This window comes from Pseudomonas sp. GW821-FHT09A09 (assembly GCF_059418405.1).
Window position 1 is genome coordinate 87,415 of the sequence record NZ_JBWKPU010000011.1, and the last position, 16,924, is coordinate 104,338.

The 16,924-nt window shown below is 61.3% G+C and carries 13 protein-coding genes; 4 read left to right on the top strand and 9 right to left on the bottom strand.

From position 1 onward, the window contains the following. Positions 1 to 138: 138 nt before the first annotated feature. A complete protein-coding gene (gene pmbA, locus AC07OV_RS12090; RefSeq protein WP_494996563.1) occupies positions 139 to 1,485 on the bottom strand; it encodes a metalloprotease PmbA in 1,347 nt (448 codons plus the stop codon). Between the two features lie 108 nt (positions 1,486 to 1,593). On the opposite strand from pmbA, the gene yjgA reads away from it, so the two are divergent. After that, positions 1,594 to 2,115 carry a ribosome biogenesis factor YjgA gene (gene yjgA / locus AC07OV_RS12095; RefSeq protein ID WP_176995088.1) on the top strand — a complete coding sequence of 174 codons (522 nt, stop codon included), beginning with the start codon at positions 1,594 to 1,596 and terminating at the stop codon, positions 2,113 to 2,115. Between the two features lie 46 nt (positions 2,116 to 2,161). On the opposite strand, the gene tldD is transcribed toward yjgA, so the two are convergent. From tldD to mreB, 8 genes are all read right to left on the bottom strand, one after another. After that, the gene (gene tldD / locus AC07OV_RS12100; protein WP_017529090.1) at positions 2,162 to 3,604 is read right to left on the bottom strand and encodes a metalloprotease TldD; all 1,443 of its coding nucleotides are present in this window, start codon (positions 3,602 to 3,604) and stop codon (positions 2,162 to 2,164) included. Positions 3,605 to 3,620: 16 nt separating this feature from the next. After that, complete coding sequence (locus AC07OV_RS12105; RefSeq protein WP_494996562.1) at positions 3,621 to 4,469, bottom strand: carbon-nitrogen hydrolase family protein; 849 nt, start codon at positions 4,467 to 4,469, stop codon at positions 3,621 to 3,623. A 48-nt stretch (positions 4,470 to 4,517) separates the two neighbouring features. Then, on the bottom strand, positions 4,518 to 8,333 hold the full coding sequence (locus AC07OV_RS12110; RefSeq protein WP_495092303.1) for a YhdP family protein: 3,816 nt from the start codon (positions 8,331 to 8,333) through the stop codon (positions 4,518 to 4,520). A gap of 75 nt (positions 8,334 to 8,408) precedes the next feature. Beyond that, positions 8,409 to 9,866 (bottom strand): ribonuclease G, encoded by a 1,458-nt coding sequence (rng, locus tag AC07OV_RS12115; protein WP_010213134.1) that lies wholly within the window; start codon positions 9,864 to 9,866, stop codon positions 8,409 to 8,411. 70 nt (positions 9,867 to 9,936) lie between these two features. After that, entirely contained in the window at positions 9,937 to 10,533 is a 597-nt protein-coding gene (locus tag AC07OV_RS12120) for a Maf family protein (RefSeq protein WP_495092304.1), read from the bottom strand. A gap of 51 nt (positions 10,534 to 10,584) precedes the next feature. Further along, the gene (gene mreD / locus AC07OV_RS12125; RefSeq protein ID WP_003171788.1) at positions 10,585 to 11,073 is read right to left on the bottom strand and encodes a rod shape-determining protein MreD; all 489 of its coding nucleotides are present in this window, start codon (positions 11,071 to 11,073) and stop codon (positions 10,585 to 10,587) included. Continuing rightward, the gene (gene mreC / locus AC07OV_RS12130) at positions 11,073 to 12,173 is read right to left on the bottom strand and encodes a rod shape-determining protein MreC (protein ID WP_494996575.1); all 1,101 of its coding nucleotides are present in this window, start codon (positions 12,171 to 12,173) and stop codon (positions 11,073 to 11,075) included. Before mreC ends, mreD begins: the two co-directional genes overlap by 1 nt. Before the next feature lie 140 nt (positions 12,174 to 12,313). Further along, positions 12,314 to 13,351: a rod shape-determining protein MreB gene (gene mreB, locus AC07OV_RS12135; protein ID WP_002555108.1), complete on the bottom strand. Its 1,038-nt coding sequence runs from the start codon at positions 13,349 to 13,351 to the stop codon at positions 12,314 to 12,316. A gap of 210 nt (positions 13,352 to 13,561) precedes the next feature. On the opposite strand from mreB, the gene gatC reads away from it, so the two are divergent. From gatC to gatB, 3 genes are read left to right on the top strand one after another with little or no spacing between them, the layout of a single operon-like run. After that, complete coding sequence (gene gatC / locus AC07OV_RS12140) at positions 13,562 to 13,849, top strand: Asp-tRNA(Asn)/Glu-tRNA(Gln) amidotransferase subunit GatC (RefSeq protein ID WP_495092305.1); 288 nt, start codon at positions 13,562 to 13,564, stop codon at positions 13,847 to 13,849. Positions 13,850 to 13,865: 16 nt separating this feature from the next. Continuing rightward, the gene (gatA, locus tag AC07OV_RS12145) at positions 13,866 to 15,317 is read left to right on the top strand and encodes an Asp-tRNA(Asn)/Glu-tRNA(Gln) amidotransferase subunit GatA (RefSeq protein WP_176995093.1); all 1,452 of its coding nucleotides are present in this window, start codon (positions 13,866 to 13,868) and stop codon (positions 15,315 to 15,317) included. Positions 15,318 to 15,327: 10 nt separating this feature from the next. Next, positions 15,328 to 16,773, top strand: a complete 1,446-nt coding sequence (gatB, locus tag AC07OV_RS12150) for an Asp-tRNA(Asn)/Glu-tRNA(Gln) amidotransferase subunit GatB (protein ID WP_495092306.1) — start codon at positions 15,328 to 15,330, stop codon at positions 16,771 to 16,773. Positions 16,774 to 16,924: the final 151 nt, after the last annotated feature.

Below are 16,924 nucleotides of genomic sequence, written 5' to 3' on the forward strand. Positions count from 1 at the left end.
TCACTCGGTAATGATATTTATTATTAAATGATATTGAGAATCAAAACAAGAGTGGCACTTTAATCGGACTGAAACGCAGCCATGAAAAAAGGCGCGCCCTCTGCAAGATGGCGCGCCTTTTGGTTTAGCGTGTGAGGATCAACTGCCGGCGACGGTCATCCGCTCGATCAACACAGAGCCCGTGCGAATGTTGCTGCGCAGTTCCAGGTCATTACCCACGGCGACGATCTGCTTGAACATGTCGCGCATGTTGCCGGCGATGGTCACTTCCTGGACGGCGAACTGAATCTCACCGTTCTCCACCCAGAAACCCGCCGCGCCACGGGAGTAATCACCGGTGACCATATTCAGGCCGTGGCCCATCAGTTCAGTCACCAGCAGCCCACGCCCCATCTTCCGGAGCAGCGCGGCCTGATCTTCATCGCCATGGGTCACGAACAGGTTGTGCACGCCACCCGAGTTGGCAGTGCTTGGCAAACCGAGCTTGCGTCCGGCGTAAGTGCCCAGTACGTAGGACACCAACTCGCCCTTCTCGACGAACGGCTTGGCATAAGTCGCCAGGCCATCACCATCAAACGCCGAGCTGCCCATGGCGCGCATCAAATGCGGACGCTCATCGATGGTCAGCCACTCCGGAAACAGCTTCTGGCCGATGGCCCCTTCCAGGAAGGAAGACTTGCGGTACAGGTTCCCACCGGAAATCGCCCCCAGGAAACTCCCGAACAAACCACCCGCCAGTTCCGCCGAAAACAGCACCGGCACTTCGCAGGTGGGCACCGGGCGCGCGCCCAACCGGCTCGCGGCACGCTGTGCAGCGCGCTGGCCAATGCTGGCGGGATCGGCCAGCAGTTCGCCTTGGCGGTTCACGTCATACCAATAATCACGCTGCATCTGGCCATTGGCCTCGGCGATCATCACGCAGCTCAAGCTGTGACGGGTGGACGCATAACCTCCGATAAACCCATGGCTATTGCCATAAACACGGCAACCCTGATGTGTGCTCAACGTGGTGCCATCGGCGTTCTTGATGCGGGCATCAGCGTCGAACGCCGCCGCCTCACAGGCCAGCGACTGTTCGATAGCCTGCTCCGGCGTAATGTCCCACGCGTGGAACAGATCGAAATCCTTCAAATCCTTGGCCATCAACGCCTTGTCGGCCAGGCCCGAGCTTTCATCTTCGGAGGTGTGCTTGGCGATCGCCAACGCGGCAGCGACGGTCTCGCGGATCGCCTCCGGGCCGCTGGCCGAGGTACTGGCCGAGCCTTTGCGCTGCCCTACATACAAGGTGATGCCAAAGCCCTGGTCGCGGTTGAACTCGACGGTTTCCACTTCCCGCTGACGCACTGAAGTCGACAGCCCCTGCTCCAGCGACACCGCCACTTCACAGGCACTCGCCCCCTGGCGCTTGGCCTCGGCAAGGATCTGCTCGACTTGTTCCTGCAGTGCCGGTAACGCTTGCGGACCGACGCTTTGGGCTGCACTCATGGTTTTCTCCACTCAAATTCTGCTTTCGGTTAAGGCCATCGAGCGACCGGGCCGGACAAGCGGCCCCCGACTGGTTATCATGGCGGCGTTTCTTTGCGGACTGCCACCATGGTTGATTCTTACGACGACTCCCTCGATGGGGAGAAAAGCAAATCCCAGGTCAAACGCGAGCTGCATGCTCTGGTTGACCTCGGCGAGCGCCTTACAACGCTCAAGAAGGATTTGATTGCAAAACTGCCACTGACCGACGAAATGCGCCGGGCCTTGGCCGATGCACCCAAGCACACCGCGAATATCGCGCGTAAACGTCACATCGCGTTTATCGGCCGGCTGATGCGTGATCAGGACACTGACGCCATTCTCGCCTTGCTCGATCAAACCGATGCCTCCACCCGCCAGTACAACGAACGCTTCCACAACCTGGAACGTTGGCGTGACCGCCTGATCGCGGGCGATGACGCCGTGCTGGAGAAATTCGTGGCCGAGTACCCGGACGCGGACCGCCAGCAACTGCGCTCCCTGATCCGTCAGGCTCAACACGAACTGGCGCATAACAAGGCGCCGGCCACCAGCCGTAAAATCTTCAAGTACATCCGTGAGCTGGACGAGACCCAACGCGGCCTGCGTTGATCCCTTCCCCGGGTGGCGATCGTCGCCACCCGAAGCTCCCCCTTTCTTACGAACCCGTGCCACCCACGGTGATCGCATCAATTTTCAGCGTCGGCTGGCCAACACCCACCGGCACCGACTGCCCATCCTTCCCGCACGTACCCACGCCGCTGTCCAGCGACAGGTCATTACCGACCATCGACACCTTGCTCATGGCCTCCGGCCCGTTGCCAATCAACGTCGCCCCTTTGACCGGCGCGGTAATCTTGCCGTCTTCGATCAAGTACGCCTCGCTGGTGGAGAACACGAACTTGCCGCTGGTGATGTCCACCTGGCCACCACCGAGGTTGGCGCAGTAGATACCGCGCTTTACCGAGGCAATGATTTCAGCCGGGTCGCTTTCGCCACCGAGCATGTAGGTGTTGGTCATGCGTGGCATCGGCAGGTGCGCGTAAGACTCGCGGCGACCGTTACCGGTACGCGCCACGCCCATCAGGCGCGCATTGAGCTTGTCTTGCATGTAGCCCTTGAGCACGCCGTTTTCGATCAGCGTGGTGCATTCGGTGGGCGTACCTTCATCGTCGACGCTCAGCGAACCACGGCGACCCGCGAGGGTGCCGTCATCGACAATGGTGCACAGCTTGGACGCGACCATTTCACCCATGCGCCCGCTATAAGCCGAACTGCCCTTGCGGTTGAAGTCACCTTCCAGGCCATGGCCAACGGCTTCGTGCAGCAGCACGCCGGACCAGCCCGAACCCAGCACCACCGGCAACGTACCCGCAGGCGCCGGAATGGCTTCAAGGTTCACCAACGCCTGGCGCAGCGCCTCACGGGCGTAGCCCATGGCACGATCCTCGGCGAGGAAATAACGGTAGTCGGTACGCCCACCGCCGCCGTGGCCACCGCGCTCGCGGCGGCCGTTCTGCTCGACGATCACGCTGACGTTGAAGCGCACCAGCGGCCGCACATCCGCCGCCAACCCACCATCGGTGGACGCCACCAGGATGCGTTCCCACACCCCGGCCATGCTCACGGTGACTTGCTGGATACGCGGGTCGAGGGCACGCGTGGCGGCGTCGACACGCTTGAGCAGCTCGACCTTCTCGGCACGGCTGATCACTTCCAGGGGGTTATCCGGCGCATACAACTGGGCCACGTCCTGGGTACTGAACGCCTGCACCGTGCCATTTTGACCGGCACGGGAGATCGACCGCGCAGCGCGTGCCGCCAGGCCCAAGGCTTCCAGGGTGATCGCGTTGCTGTAGGCAAAACCGGTTTTCTCACCGGATTGCGCACGCACGCCCACACCCTGGTCGAGGTTGAAACTGCCTTCCTTGACGATGCCGTCTTCCAGGGCCCAGGACTCGGAGATCTGCCCCTGGAAATACAGGTCGGCCGCGTCGATACCGGGCCCGGCCAGATCGCCAAGCACGGTTTGCAAACTTTCGATGGTCACGCCACCGGGTGCCAGGAGGTGTTCACTGACTGAGGACAACAACTCGCTCATAGGTTTGGCCTTAAATTCATCGTTCTGAAGCAGGCCGCTGTGCGCCCTGCGAGAAAAAGCGCCGATGGTTGACCACCGGCATGCGCGCCCGTATCGACGCCTGTTCACTGCTGTCGCGTTCGGCCAACAACACCGCTTCGCCTCTATCCTGTTGTGCCAGCACACGCCCCCAAGGGTCGACAATCGCCGCATGCCCATGGGTTTCCCGTGGGCCCGGGTGCACACCACCCTGCGCCGCTGCCAGCAGGTAGCACTGGGTCTCGATGGCCCGCGCACGGATCAGCACGTCCCAATGCGCAGCGCCCGTCACCGCCGTAAAGGCCGAGGGTGCGGTAATCAATTCGGCTCCGGCTGCACGCAATTCGCTGTACAGCTCCGGGAAGCGCAAGTCGTAGCATACCGTCAGGCCCAAACGCCCCACCGGGGTATCGGCTACCACCACGTTGCCACCAAAAGCATAGTCGTCGGATTCCCGATAACGACCCCGAGAATCGGCGACGTCGACATCGAACAGGTGCAGCTTGTCGTAACGGGCGACGATTTCGCCATGATCATCGACCAGCAGCGAGCAGGCATTGGACTTGGCGTTCGGCTGGTCCTTGGGCGGCAGCGGTAACGTGCCGGCCACTATCCATAAGGTGAGGTCACGGGCGGTCTGTTTCAACCATGGCAGGATCGGGCCCTCGCCCAGGGCTTCGGCGCGGCCGATATCGGCCACGTCGCGACGGCCCATGGCGGCGAAGTTCTCCGGCAGCACTGCCAGCTTCGCCCCACCGGCCGCCGCTTGCTCCAGCAAACGCCGAGCCTGGGCCAGGTTGGCCAGCACATCGCTCTGGCTGACCATTTGAATTACCGCAAAGGACATGGGCCGACACTCCGTAAAAGGCATGGGGCCATGCTACTCCACAGGCTCTCAGTTTGGCTTTTCAAAAGGCTTGTCGAAGGTGATTTTTGGATCCTTCCAAGGGCCTTCCACTTTGTACTGCACGCTGGCGAAGCGCGAAACACGGTCACCGATCAGCTTGTCGATCAGGAACAACGCACCACCGATGGCGGGCGCCCCCACAATCAATGCGGCAATTGGCAGGTTGTTGGTGACTGGCAGGGTCACCAGCAATTTAGCGTCAACGCGGTCAGCCACCAGGTCCAGTGTGCCGTTGAGTTCAAGATTGGTCGACGGGCCCGTCATGGTGATGGGCTCACGCGTCACGAACACGCCATTGCTGGCCGCCAGCAAGCCTTTGACCCGGTCATAGCTCAAGCCCTTGCCGAGCAAGTCCGAGAAATCGAGGCGCAAGCGGCGACCGATGGAGTTGAAGTTGAGCAAGCCAAACACCCGCAGGGCCTGCGCCCCACCCTCCACTTCAACGAACTGCCCCTTACGGAATGCGGCGTCAAGGCTACCGGAGAAACGCTTCGGCCCGACCCAGGCCGGTGAGCCCGGCCAGCGGCCATCCACGTCCAAGTGGAAGTCCTCACTGGTCACCGTTGGAGCAAAGCCCCAGCCCTTGAGGACATCGGCGATGTTCTTGCCGTCCAGACGCCCCTTGTACCAACTGCCGCTGCTGCCCGGCGCACCTTCCCAGCCACCGGCGCCCTTGAGCTGCATGCCCTTGAGCCCCAGGTCCAGGTTATTGAAGGCCAGGCCCTTGGCGGTGGGCCGGATCTTCAACGACCAGGCGCCGACCAGATCGGGCCCCTGGAACAGTTGGTCGATGGCGATATCCAGCGCCGGAATATCTTTCGGATCGATGTCGGCCAAGGGGTCCGGCGCGTTTTCGTCGGCCTGCACCGTCGGGTCCACGGCCGGCAGCTTCACGTACTGCAGGTTGATGGCAATCGGCGCGCCCTTGACATCCGGCAGGTTCACCGTGCCTTTGGCTTGCTGGCTGTCGAGCTGCAATCCCCACGCGGCCGGCTTGCGATCGAGCAGCAAATTGACCTGATCAAACTGGGTGCCAAAGCCGGTAACCTTGCCCACCTTGAAGTCGGCGCCGCTGAGCAATTGCTTGGCGCTGCCGCCCGGGTCATTGCCGGCGTAGCGATCAATCAGCTTCTTCCAGGGATCGATATCCAGCTCCGACAACACACCGCGAATACGCAGACCCTTGGCCGCCGGCAATACCGCATCGCCATCACCCAGGAACAACTCGCCGCGGCCGTCGTTGAACTTGTCCGGCGGCGAAGCAAAGGTGAAGTTCGCCAGCTCGCCATAATCAAACCAGTAGCGCCGCTCGGCGCCCTGCAACGTCATGCGGAACACGCTGTCGCGGCCCTGGCTGGCAGGCATGCCAAAGGGCGCTGGCAGGTCAACGGCCACACCCTTCATGTTGGAGCTGACCATCAACTGGCTGTCGGCACCGTCCAGGGTGAGCTGCAATTGGTACGGAATATCACCCGACACCGGCAATGGCTGGCTGATCTTCAACCAGTCAGTCAATCGCTTGACCGTGACCTGGCCCTTGGCAGCCACGCGGGTGCTGAGATTGCCCGGCTTGCCATCGGCAAAGATCTGCGCAGTGATCGGTCGGTCGAATGCCTGGGCCGTGATGTTCTGCCCGCTCAAGCCCTTGGCGCTGTCAAAACGGAAGTCACCCTTGAGCTGAGTCAGGTCGAGGGTCGGCTCCGCCAGTTGCAGGCGCGACTTGTCGGTCTGGAAATCCACCACGATCTTCGGCTCGGTGCCCTTGGCCAAAGGCACGTCCAGGTCCAGCTTGCCCTGCAGGTCGCCCTCGCCCTTCCAGCCGGCAAAGGTCGACGCCGTACCAATCGGCGCTTCCTGAAGAATCTTCAGGCCATCGCCCAAGCCACCGGAAAACCCACCCGTCAGCAACAAATGGCTGTCTTTGCCGGCAGGCGCGTGAGGAATATTGACGTAGACGTCCTTGACCTTGGTGTCGAGCAACTGGCCCTTGCTGGCCAGGATGCGCACGCCGCTCTCCTCGACAAACACTTCGCCGTTGACCTTGCTCACATGTGGCCAGCCCGGCTGGAACGCGAGTTCGGCGTCATGCACCTTGAAGAACAGGCTGATATTGCGCGCAGCCGGCAGCGCGTCGTGGTTCAGCGATCCCTGGTACTGGAAGAACCCCTGGTCCACAGCACCTTTGAGAATCGCCGTACGCAGCCATTCATCCAATGACGGGCTCAAGACGGCTGGCAGGTACTTGGGCGTGAAACGGCCATCGCCATCGACCATGCCGACCCGCAGGTCCATATAGTCTTCCTGGTCATGGTCAAAATGCAGGCGGATCAGGAAGTCGGCGGCCACCTTGCCTTCTTCACCCAGCACCTTGATATACGGCGCGATCAGCGTGAAGCCTTGTTTGTCCAGCTTCCAGGTCAGCCGCGCATTGGCCTGGATGTACTGCCAAGGCTTGGCGAAAATCGGAAACAGGTGCAGGGAAAAGTCCTTGCTGTCCATGCGCAACTCGCCATGGCCCAGGTCACCGCTGATGCTGCCGGACACGTTACGCGCCGCAGGGGCACCGAAGTAGGCATCAAAGCCCACCCGCTCAAGGTTGGCGGCAAAGCTGACTTTTTGATCGGTGGTGTCTTGAGGACGGAAATCCACCAGCACATTACGCAGCAAGCCTGTGGCCTTCAGGTGGTCGATGGTCTTGGCAAAGCCTTCCGGCAGAGGCGCCAGGGCGTTGAGCAGCGGCGTAATCGGGGTCAGGTCCAGGCGATCGGCCTGCAGCTTCCAGACCTCCAGGTCTTTGTCGGTGGCCAGGGTTTGCCGCAATTGCACGCGCGATTCCCAACGGGTTTGCCCCAGGTTCATCGCCAGCGTATCCAACAGCACGCTCAAGCCCGTGTCACTGCGTTGCAGGTAGGCGGTGAGGGCGAGGTTTTCAATGTGGACCGGCTTGCGGTCGGCGTAGCTGCCCTTCACCTGGGGTGAGTTCAGACGTACTACGGCACTTTGCACAGTGCCCTTGGCCCAGGTCAGCCAGAACTCGCCGCCTGCCTTGAACTGGGTAAGTTTCCATTGCTGGGTCAGCTTGGCCGGAACCCATTTGGCCCAATCGCTCTGCGGCAAGCTGAGGTAGGCCTGCACCTCTGCATCTTTCCATTGGCTGGCGCGTATGCGCGTGCGCAGGCTCACGGCCAGCGGCTGGCCGTCCGGCAGGGTCAGACGGGCGTCGAGGCGCTGGCGGGTCATGCCGGTGTGCAGGCTCATGCCGACATAAGTCAGGGTCATGGGCGCCTGGTCGAACGGCTGCAAGGTCACCTGGCTATCGAGCAACGACACGCGCTTGATCATTTGCATGCGCTTGAGCAGTTGCTCAGGGTCGAGCGGCTGGTCGTCCTGCACTGGCAAGCCTTGCAGCGCCCAGTGGCCGTCCTTGTCTTCCTTCACGCTCAATTGCAGGCCGCTGACTTCCAGATGGGCGATACGCACTTCGCGCGCCATCAGGCTGGCCCACATGTCCGGCACCACTTCGACCTGATCCAGGCGCAAGGCACTGCTGCCCTCGCCCAGCATCACGTCGTGGGCCAGCAACACCGGGGCGAAACCGCTCCAGCGCCCTTCGAGGCTGCCGATGTGCAAGGGCATATCCACCGCAGCCTGGGCCTTGGCTTCGATTTCGGCGCGGTACTCGGCCACCAGTGGGGTCAATTCACGCCCCAGGCTCACGTACACCGCCGCCAACACCAGCAGCAACGCACAGAGGCCCAGGCCCCAACGGGTCAAAGCGGCAAAAAAGCGTATCAGACGCTCCATGTCAGGCGACCCTCAAGGCAGTAGGCGGACGGCAGATCAAGGTCTGCCGGTCTCGTGGAAGTAAGCGAATGGGGATCAGAGCAGCACCACGTCGTATTGTTCCTGGGAATACATGGTTTCGACCTGAAAGCGTATCGTGCGCCCGATAAACCCTTCCAGTTCGGCAACGTTACCGGACTCTTCATCCAGCAACCGATCTACCACTTTCTGGTTAGCGAGCACCCGATAACCCTCGGCCTGGTAGGCTCGCGCCTCACGCAGGATTTCCCGGAAAATCTCGTAGCAAACGGTTTCCGGAGTTTTCAATTTACCGCGGCCCTGGCAGCTGCTGCACGGTTCGCACAGGACCTGCTCCAGGCTTTCGCGGGTGCGCTTGCGGGTCATCTGCACCAGGCCCAGCTCGGTGATGCCGATGATGTTGGTCTTGGCGTGATCACGTTCCAACTGCTTCTCGAGCGTACGCAGTACCTGGCGCTGGTGCTCTTCATCTTCCATGTCGATGAAGTCGATGATGATGATGCCGCCCAGGTTACGCAGGCGCAGCTGGCGAGCAATCGCAGTCGCCGCTTCGAGGTTGGTCTTGAAGATGGTCTCTTCCAGGTTGCGGTGCCCCACGAACGCGCCGGTGTTGACGTCAATCGTGGTCATGGCCTCGGCCGGGTCTACCACCAAATAGCCGCCAGACTTGAGCGGCACCTTGCGTTCCAGGGCTTTCTGGATTTCGTCTTCGACGCCATACAAGTCGAAGATCGGCCGTTCGCCCGGGTAATGTTCCAGGCGGTCGGCAATTTCCGGCATCAGCTCGGCGACAAATTGCGTGGTGCGCTGGAAGGTTTCCCGCGAGTCGATGCGAATTTTCTCGATCTTGGGGCTGACCAGATCGCGCAGGGTGCGCAAGGCCAGGCCCAGGTCTTCATAGATCACGCTGGGCGCGCCGATGGTCTTGATCTGCGCACCAATCTGGTCCCACAAGCGCCGCAGGTAGCGGATGTCCATGAGGATTTCATCAGCGCCGGCACCTTCGGCAGCAGTGCGCAAGATAAACCCACCGGCTTCCTTGATGCCTTCGGCGGCCACGCAGTCGCTGACCACTTTTTTAAGGCGTTCGCGTTCAGCTTCGTCTTCGATCTTCAGCGAAATGCCGACGTGGGCGGTGCGCGGCATGTACACCAGGTAGCGCGAGGGAATCGACAGCTGCGTCGTCAGCCGCGCCCCCTTGGAACCGATGGGGTCCTTGGTGACTTGTACCACCAGGCTCTGCCCTTCGTGCACTAGGGCGCTGATGCTTTCTACCGCAGGGCCTTCACGCAAGGAGATTTCCGAAGCATGGATAAACGCGGCACGGTCCAGGCCGATATCAACGAATGCCGCCTGCATGCCCGGCAAGACGCGCACGACTTTGCCTTTGTAGATGTTGCCAACGATCCCGCGCTTCTGGGTGCGCTCAACGTGCACTTCTTGCAGAACACCGTTTTCTACCACCGCCACGCGTGATTCCATCGGCGTGATATTGATCAGAATCTCTTCACTCATGGCTGGGTCTCGTTCAGGCGTTTTCACAATAGTGACCGATCGCTAAAGGCTTGGCGCTGGAATACGGCGTTCAACGCACGGTAAGGTTTTGCCAACAGGGTATGCCGAATTGGCCGAGCAGTTGCGCGGTTTCACACACGGGCAGGCCGACCACGGCGGAATAACTACCGTTGAGCCCAACCACAAACACCGATCCCAAGCCCTGGATAGCATAGCCGCCTGCCTTATCCTGGGGTTCGCCAATGTGCCAGTAGGTTGTAGCCTCTTCGACAGAAATATCGCGAAACCGTACACGACTGCTTACACAAACAGTTTCGCTACGTTGGCCGTCAGTCAGGGCTATGGCGGTGAGGACTTCATGTTCACGCCCCGCCAACGCCATCAACATGGCCAGGGCATCCGCTTGATCCACGGGCTTGCCGAGGATCTTCCCATCGACAATCACGGCCGTGTCAGCCCCCAGCACGCAAGCGTCGGAGGTGTTTTCGAGCGCAGCAAAACCCGCCGCCGCCTTGCCGCGCGCAAGGCGCTCGACGTAGGCAACGGCAGGTTCGTTTGTGAGAGGAGTTTCATCTATAGCGGCGCTGACCACGGTGAAGGGCACACCGATCTGGGTCAGCAGTTCACGCCGTCTCGGAGAGCCCGAGGCCAGATAAAGCGAATTCATTCCAGACTCTCCCTGTAGGGTTCGATAACCAGGCAGAGCCTCGCAATCCATTCAATTGATCTTATAGCGACGACGTAACCCACGCAGGCCAAAACTGATCCAAGGCCACAGCAGCGCACTGACCAGCGCCGGCAATACCAGCGCCAGCGTTGGCTGACGGTTACCCGTCAAGGCGCTCAGCCAGAGCTGCACCAACTGCGCCAGGCCGAAGATCACCAGGATCACCAGGCACTGCTGCCACATCGGAAACATGCGCAACCGTTGTTGCAACGACAGCACCAGAAAGGTGATCAGCGTGAGGATCAACGCGTTCTGCCCCAGCAAGGTGCCATAGAGCACATCTTCCGCCAAGCCCAGGAACATCGCCGTGACCATGCCGACCTTGTGCGGCAGGTTCAGCGACCAGAAGGCCAGCAGCAGCGCCAGCCAGAGCGGTCGCAGGATTTCCATGAATTGCGGCAGTGGCGAAACGCTGAGCAGCAAGCCGATGGCAAAGGTCAGCCAGACGATCCAGCCGTTGCGCGAATGAGTACCGGCCATTATTCCTCCCTCTGCCGTGTGGTTGCCGGGGCGGTCGCCGCAGGCTTGACCGCAGGCGTCGCTGCCGGTGGCTTGGTCGCTGCCGGTTTAGCCGCACGTGTACTGTGAGCCGCAGGCTTGGCGGGAGTGGCTACGGGTGCCGCCGCAGCAGGTGCGGGCGCAGGCGGCCCCACGAATGCCGGCTTTGGCACGGTTGCAGGCACGATCGGCGCAACACCGTTTTGCTTGTCTTCCGCTTCCTGGGCCTGGGCGGCGTCATTGGCTCGCTCTTCAGGCGTACGGTTGTCGCTGAACACCAGCAGCAGGTAGCGGCTGCGGTTCAAGGCCGCCGTCGGTACGGCACGCACGATGGCGAAGGGCTGGCCGGAATCGTGGATCACTTCCTTGACCGTCGCCACCGGGTAGCCGGCCGGAAAACGCTGACCAAGGCCGGAGCTGACCAGCAGGTCGCCTTCCTTGATATCCGCCGTGTCCGCCACGTGGCGCAACTCCAGGCGTTCCGGGTTGCCGGTACCGCTGGCAATCGCACGCAAGCCGTTACGGTTCACTTGCACCGGGATGCTGTGGGTGGTGTCCGTCAGCAGCAGAACCCGCGAGGTGTAGGGCATCAGCTCCACCACCTGGCCCATCAGGCCACGCGCATCGAGCACCGGCTGGCCGAGGACCACGCCGTCACGTTCACCCTTGTTGATGATGATGCGATGGGTAAAGGGGTTGGGGTCCATGCCGATCAGCTCGGCCACTTCGACCTTCTCGTTGACCAACGCGGAAGAATTGAGCAACTCGCGCAGCCGAACGTTCTGCTCGGTGAGGGCCGCCAGCTTTTGCATGCGCCCCTGCAGCAGCAGGTTTTCGGTCTTGAGTTTTTCGTTCTCGGCAACCAGCTCGGTGCGGCTGCCGAATTGGCTGGCCACGCCCTGGTAGAGACGTTGCGGCAGGTCGGTGATCCAGTAAGTCTGCATCAACACCAGCGACATCTGGCTGCGCACGGGCTTGAGCAGTGCAAAGCGGGCATCGACCACCATCAGCGCGACCGAAAGCACGACCAGCACCAGCAGGCGCACGCCCAATGAGGGGCCTTTGGCGAAAAGCGGTTTAATAAGCCGCTCCTCCCAGGCAAATGTTCTCTTTATTCATACGGCATCTAACCGGCCTGGATGCAGATTGAAGAAGATAAACGCCAACAGGCAGCACTGCAAAGTGCTGCCTGCGGGCGAAACATGGGCTAACCAGCAACGACTTATTCGCTGGAGAGCAGGTCCATGGTGTGTTTATCCATCATTTCCAGTGCACGGCCGCCGCCACGAGCAACGCAGGTCAGCGGGTCTTCGGCGACGATCACCGGCAGGCCAGTTTCCTGGGCCAGCAGCTTGTCGAGGTCACGCAGCAAGGCGCCACCACCGGTCAACACCAGGCCACGCTCGGCGATATCGGAAGCCAGCTCCGGTGGCGATTGCTCCAGGGCGCTCTTCACTGCCTGAACGATAGTGGCCAGGGACTCTTGCAGAGCTTCCAGCACTTCGTTGGAGTTCAGGGTGAAGGCACGTGGAACGCCTTCGGCCAGGTTGCGACCGCGAACATCAACTTCGCGAACTTCGCCACCCGGGTAAGCGGTGCCGATTTCCTGCTTGATGCGCTCGGCGGTTGATTCGCCGATCAGGCTGCCGTAGTTACGACGCACATAAGTGATGATCGCTTCGTCGAAACGGTCGCCGCCCACACGCACGGATTCGGCATACACCACACCGTTCAGGGAGATCAGGGCGATTTCAGTGGTACCACCACCGATATCCACCACCATCGAACCGCGCGCTTCTTCAACCGGCAGGCCGGCACCGATCGCAGCCGCCATCGGCTCTTCGATCAGGAACACTTCACGGGCACCGGCCCCCAGGGCCGACTCACGGATGGCACGACGCTCAACCTGGGTGGACTTGCACGGAACGCAGATCAGCACACGAGGGCTGGGCTGCAGGAAACTGTTTTCGTGAACCTTGTTGATGAAGTACTGCAGCATCTTCTCGCAGACGCTGAAGTCGGCGATCACGCCGTCTTTCATCGGACGAATGGCGGCAATATTGCCCGGTGTACGGCCGAGCATGCGCTTGGCCTCGGTGCCGACGGCAACGACACTTTTCTGGTTACCGTGCGTCCGAATAGCCACAACCGATGGCTCATTCAGGACGATACCGCGCTCGCGCACGTAAATAAGGGTGTTGGCAGTGCCCAGGTCAATGGAAAGATCGCTGGAAAACATGCCACGCAGTTTCTTGAACATGGGAAAGGGACCCTAGGCAACGCGTGGGTAAAAAAGTGCGGCAAACTCTAACAACGACAGGGATTTTGGGCAAGGCGCCAATGTGCTAAATTGGCCGACTTTCTGTGCACCTAACCCCACAATCGCGGCCGTAAGACCGTAGAAATGCGGTAGTGTTCCGACAATCTAACACACGGACAGCCTCCGTTCTGTTTTCCACTGGAGATTCCCATGACGCTTGAACGCTCCGACGTGGAAAAAATCGCGCATCTGGCCTCGCTTGGCCTCAATGATGCCGATCTTCCACAGACCACCGCAGCCCTGAACAGCATTCTCGGGCTGGTCGACCAAATGCAGGCCGTGGACACCGACGGCATCGAGCCCCTGGCTCACCCGCTGGAAGCCAGCCAGCGCCTGCGCGCAGACGTGGTGACCGAGCCTAATAATCGCGAGGCCTACCAGTCCATCGCGCCAGCGGTCGAAAACGGCCTGTACCTGGTTCCGAAAGTCATCGACTAAAGGGAAAGAGCCTTTCATGCATCACATGACTCTGGCCGAGATCGCCCGCGGTCTCGCCGACAAAAAGTTTTCTTCCGAAGAGCTGACCAAGACCCTGCTGGCGCGCATCGCCGAGCACGATCCGAAGGTCAACAGCTTCATCAGCCTCACCGAAGAACTGGCCCTGAGCCAGGCCAAGGCTGCCGACGCACGTCGCGCCAACGGTGAAAACAGCCCGCTGCTGGGTGCGCCTATCGCCCACAAAGACCTGTTCTGCACCCAGGGCATTCGCACCAGCTGCGGCTCGAAGATGCTCGACAACTTCAAGGCGCCCTACGACGCCACCGTGGTGTCCAAGCTGGCGGCGGCCGGGGCCGTGACCCTGGGCAAGACCAACATGGACGAATTCGCCATGGGCTCGGCCAACGAGTCGAGCTACTACGGCGCGGTGAAAAACCCGTGGAACCTGGAGCACGTGCCCGGTGGTTCGTCGGGTGGTTCGGCTGCCGCCGTGGCTGCGCGCTTCCTGCCGGCCGCTACCGCCACCGACACCGGCGGCTCGATCCGCCAACCTGCCGCCTTCACCAACCTCACCGGTCTGAAGCCGACCTACGGTCGCGTTTCCCGCTGGGGCATGATCGCCTACGCGTCCAGCCTTGATCAGGGCGGCCCGTTGGCACGCACTGCCGAAGACTGCGCAATATTGTTACAAGGCATGGCCGGCTTCGATAAACAGGACTCCACCAGCATCGACGAGCCGGTGCCGGACTACAGCGCCAGCCTGAACACCTCGATCAAGGGCCTGCGCATCGGCGTGCCGAAGGAATACTTCAGCGCCGGTCTCGACCCACGCATCGCTGAATTGGTGCACAGCAGCGTCAAGGAGCTGGAGAAGCTCGGCGCCGTGATCAAGGAAATCAGCCTGCCGAACAACGGGCACGCGATTCCTGCGTACTACGTGATCGCCCCGGCTGAAGCATCCTCCAACCTGTCGCGCTTCGACGGTGTGCGTTTCGGCTACCGCTGCGAAAACCCGAAAGACCTCACCGACCTTTATAAGCGCTCCCGTGGCGAAGGTTTCGGTGCTGAAGTGCAGCGCCGCATCATGGTCGGTGCCTACGCCCTGTCGGCCGGCTACTACGACGCGTACTACCTCAAGGCGCAAAAAATCCGTCGCCTGGTCAAGAACGACTTCATGGCCGCCTTCGAAGAAGTCGACGTGATCCTCGGCCCAACCACGCCGAACCCGGCCTGGAAGCTCGGCGCCAAGAACGGCGACCCGGTCGCTGCCTACCTCGAAGACCTCTACACCATCACCGCCAACCTCGCGGGCCTGCCGGGCTTGTCCATGCCTGCCGGTTTCGTCGATGGCCTGCCGGTTGGCGTGCAACTGCTCGCCCCGTATTTCCAGGAAGGCCGCCTGCTCAATGTGGCGCACCAGTACCAGTTGCACACCGACTGGCACACCCGCACCCCTACCGGCTTCTGAGGAGAACACTATGCAATGGGAAGTTGTGATCGGGCTGGAGATTCATACCCAGCTCGCCACCCAATCGAAGATTTTCTCCGGTAGCGCCACCACGTTCGGCTCCGAGCCCAACACCCAGGCCAGCCTGGTCGACCTGGGCATGCCTGGCGTTCTGCCGGTGCTGAACCAGGAAGCGGTGCGCATGGCCGTGATGTTCGGCCTGGCGATTGACGCCGAGATCGGCCAGCACAACGTGTTCGCACGCAAGAACTACTTCTACCCGGACCTGCCCAAGGGCTACCAGATCAGCCAGATGGAACTGCCAATCGTCGGCAAGGGCCACCTGGACATCCCGCTGGAAGACGGCACCATCAAGCGCGTTGGCGTGACCCGCGCGCACCTGGAAGAAGATGCCGGCAAGAGCCTGCACGAAGAATTCCCGGGCGCCACCGGTATCGACCTGAACCGTGCCGGCACGCCGCTGCTGGAGATCGTCTCCGAGCCGGACATGCGCAGCGCCAAGGAAGCCGTGGCCTACGTCAAGACCATCCACGCACTGGTGCGTTACCTGGGCATCTGCGACGGCAACATGGCCGAAGGCTCGCTGCGTTGCGACTGCAACGTGTCGGTACGGCCAAAGGGCCAGGTCGAGTTCGGCACTCGCTGTGAGATCAAGAACGTCAACTCGTTCCGCTTCATCGAGAAGGCGATCAACACCGAAGTGCGTCGCCAGATCGAGCTGATCGAAGACGGCGGCAAGGTCATCCAGCAGACCCGCCTGTACGACCCGAACAAAGACGAAACCCGCGCCATGCGCAGTAAAGAGGAAGCCAACGACTACCGTTACTTCCCCGACCCGGACCTGCTGCCGGTGGTGCTTGAGGACGCGTACCTCAACGACATCCGCGCCACCCTGCCGGAACTGCCGCAGCAGAAACGCGAGCGCTTCCAGGAGCAGTTCGGCCTGTCGGTCTACGATGCCAGCGTCTTGGCCTCCAGCCGTGAACAAGCCAACTACTTTGAAAAGGTTCTGAGCATTGCCGGCGACGCCAAGCTGGCGGCCAACTGGGTGATGGTTGAACTGGGCAGCCTGCTGAACAAGCAGGGCCTGGAAATCGACGAAGCGCCGGTGACCGCCGAGCAACTGGGCGGCATGCTGCTGCGCATCAAGGACAACACCATTTCCGGCAAGATCGCCAAGACCGTGTTTGAAGCGATGGCTGCAGGCGAAGGCAGTGCCGACGAAATCATCGAGAAGCGCGGCCTCAAGCAAGTCACCGACAGCGGCGCGATTTCGGCCGTGCTGGATGAAATGCTCGCGGCCAACGCCGAGCAGGTCGAGCAATACCGTGCGGCAGACGAAGCCAAGCGCGGCAAGATGTTCGGCTTCTTTGTGGGCCAGGCGATGAAAGCCTCCAAGGGCAAGGCCAACCCGCAACAGGTGAACGAATTGCTCAAAAGCAAGCTCGAAGGCTGACAGCAATGAAGGGGCCGGGCGGAAATTTCACTTCCCACCCGCCCCCCCCTGTAGGAGCTGGCTTGCCAGCGATCGCATCACCTGTGTGCTCCAGATAGACCCAGGTGCCTGCATCGCCGGCAAGCCAGCTCCTACAGGGACCACTTATTCG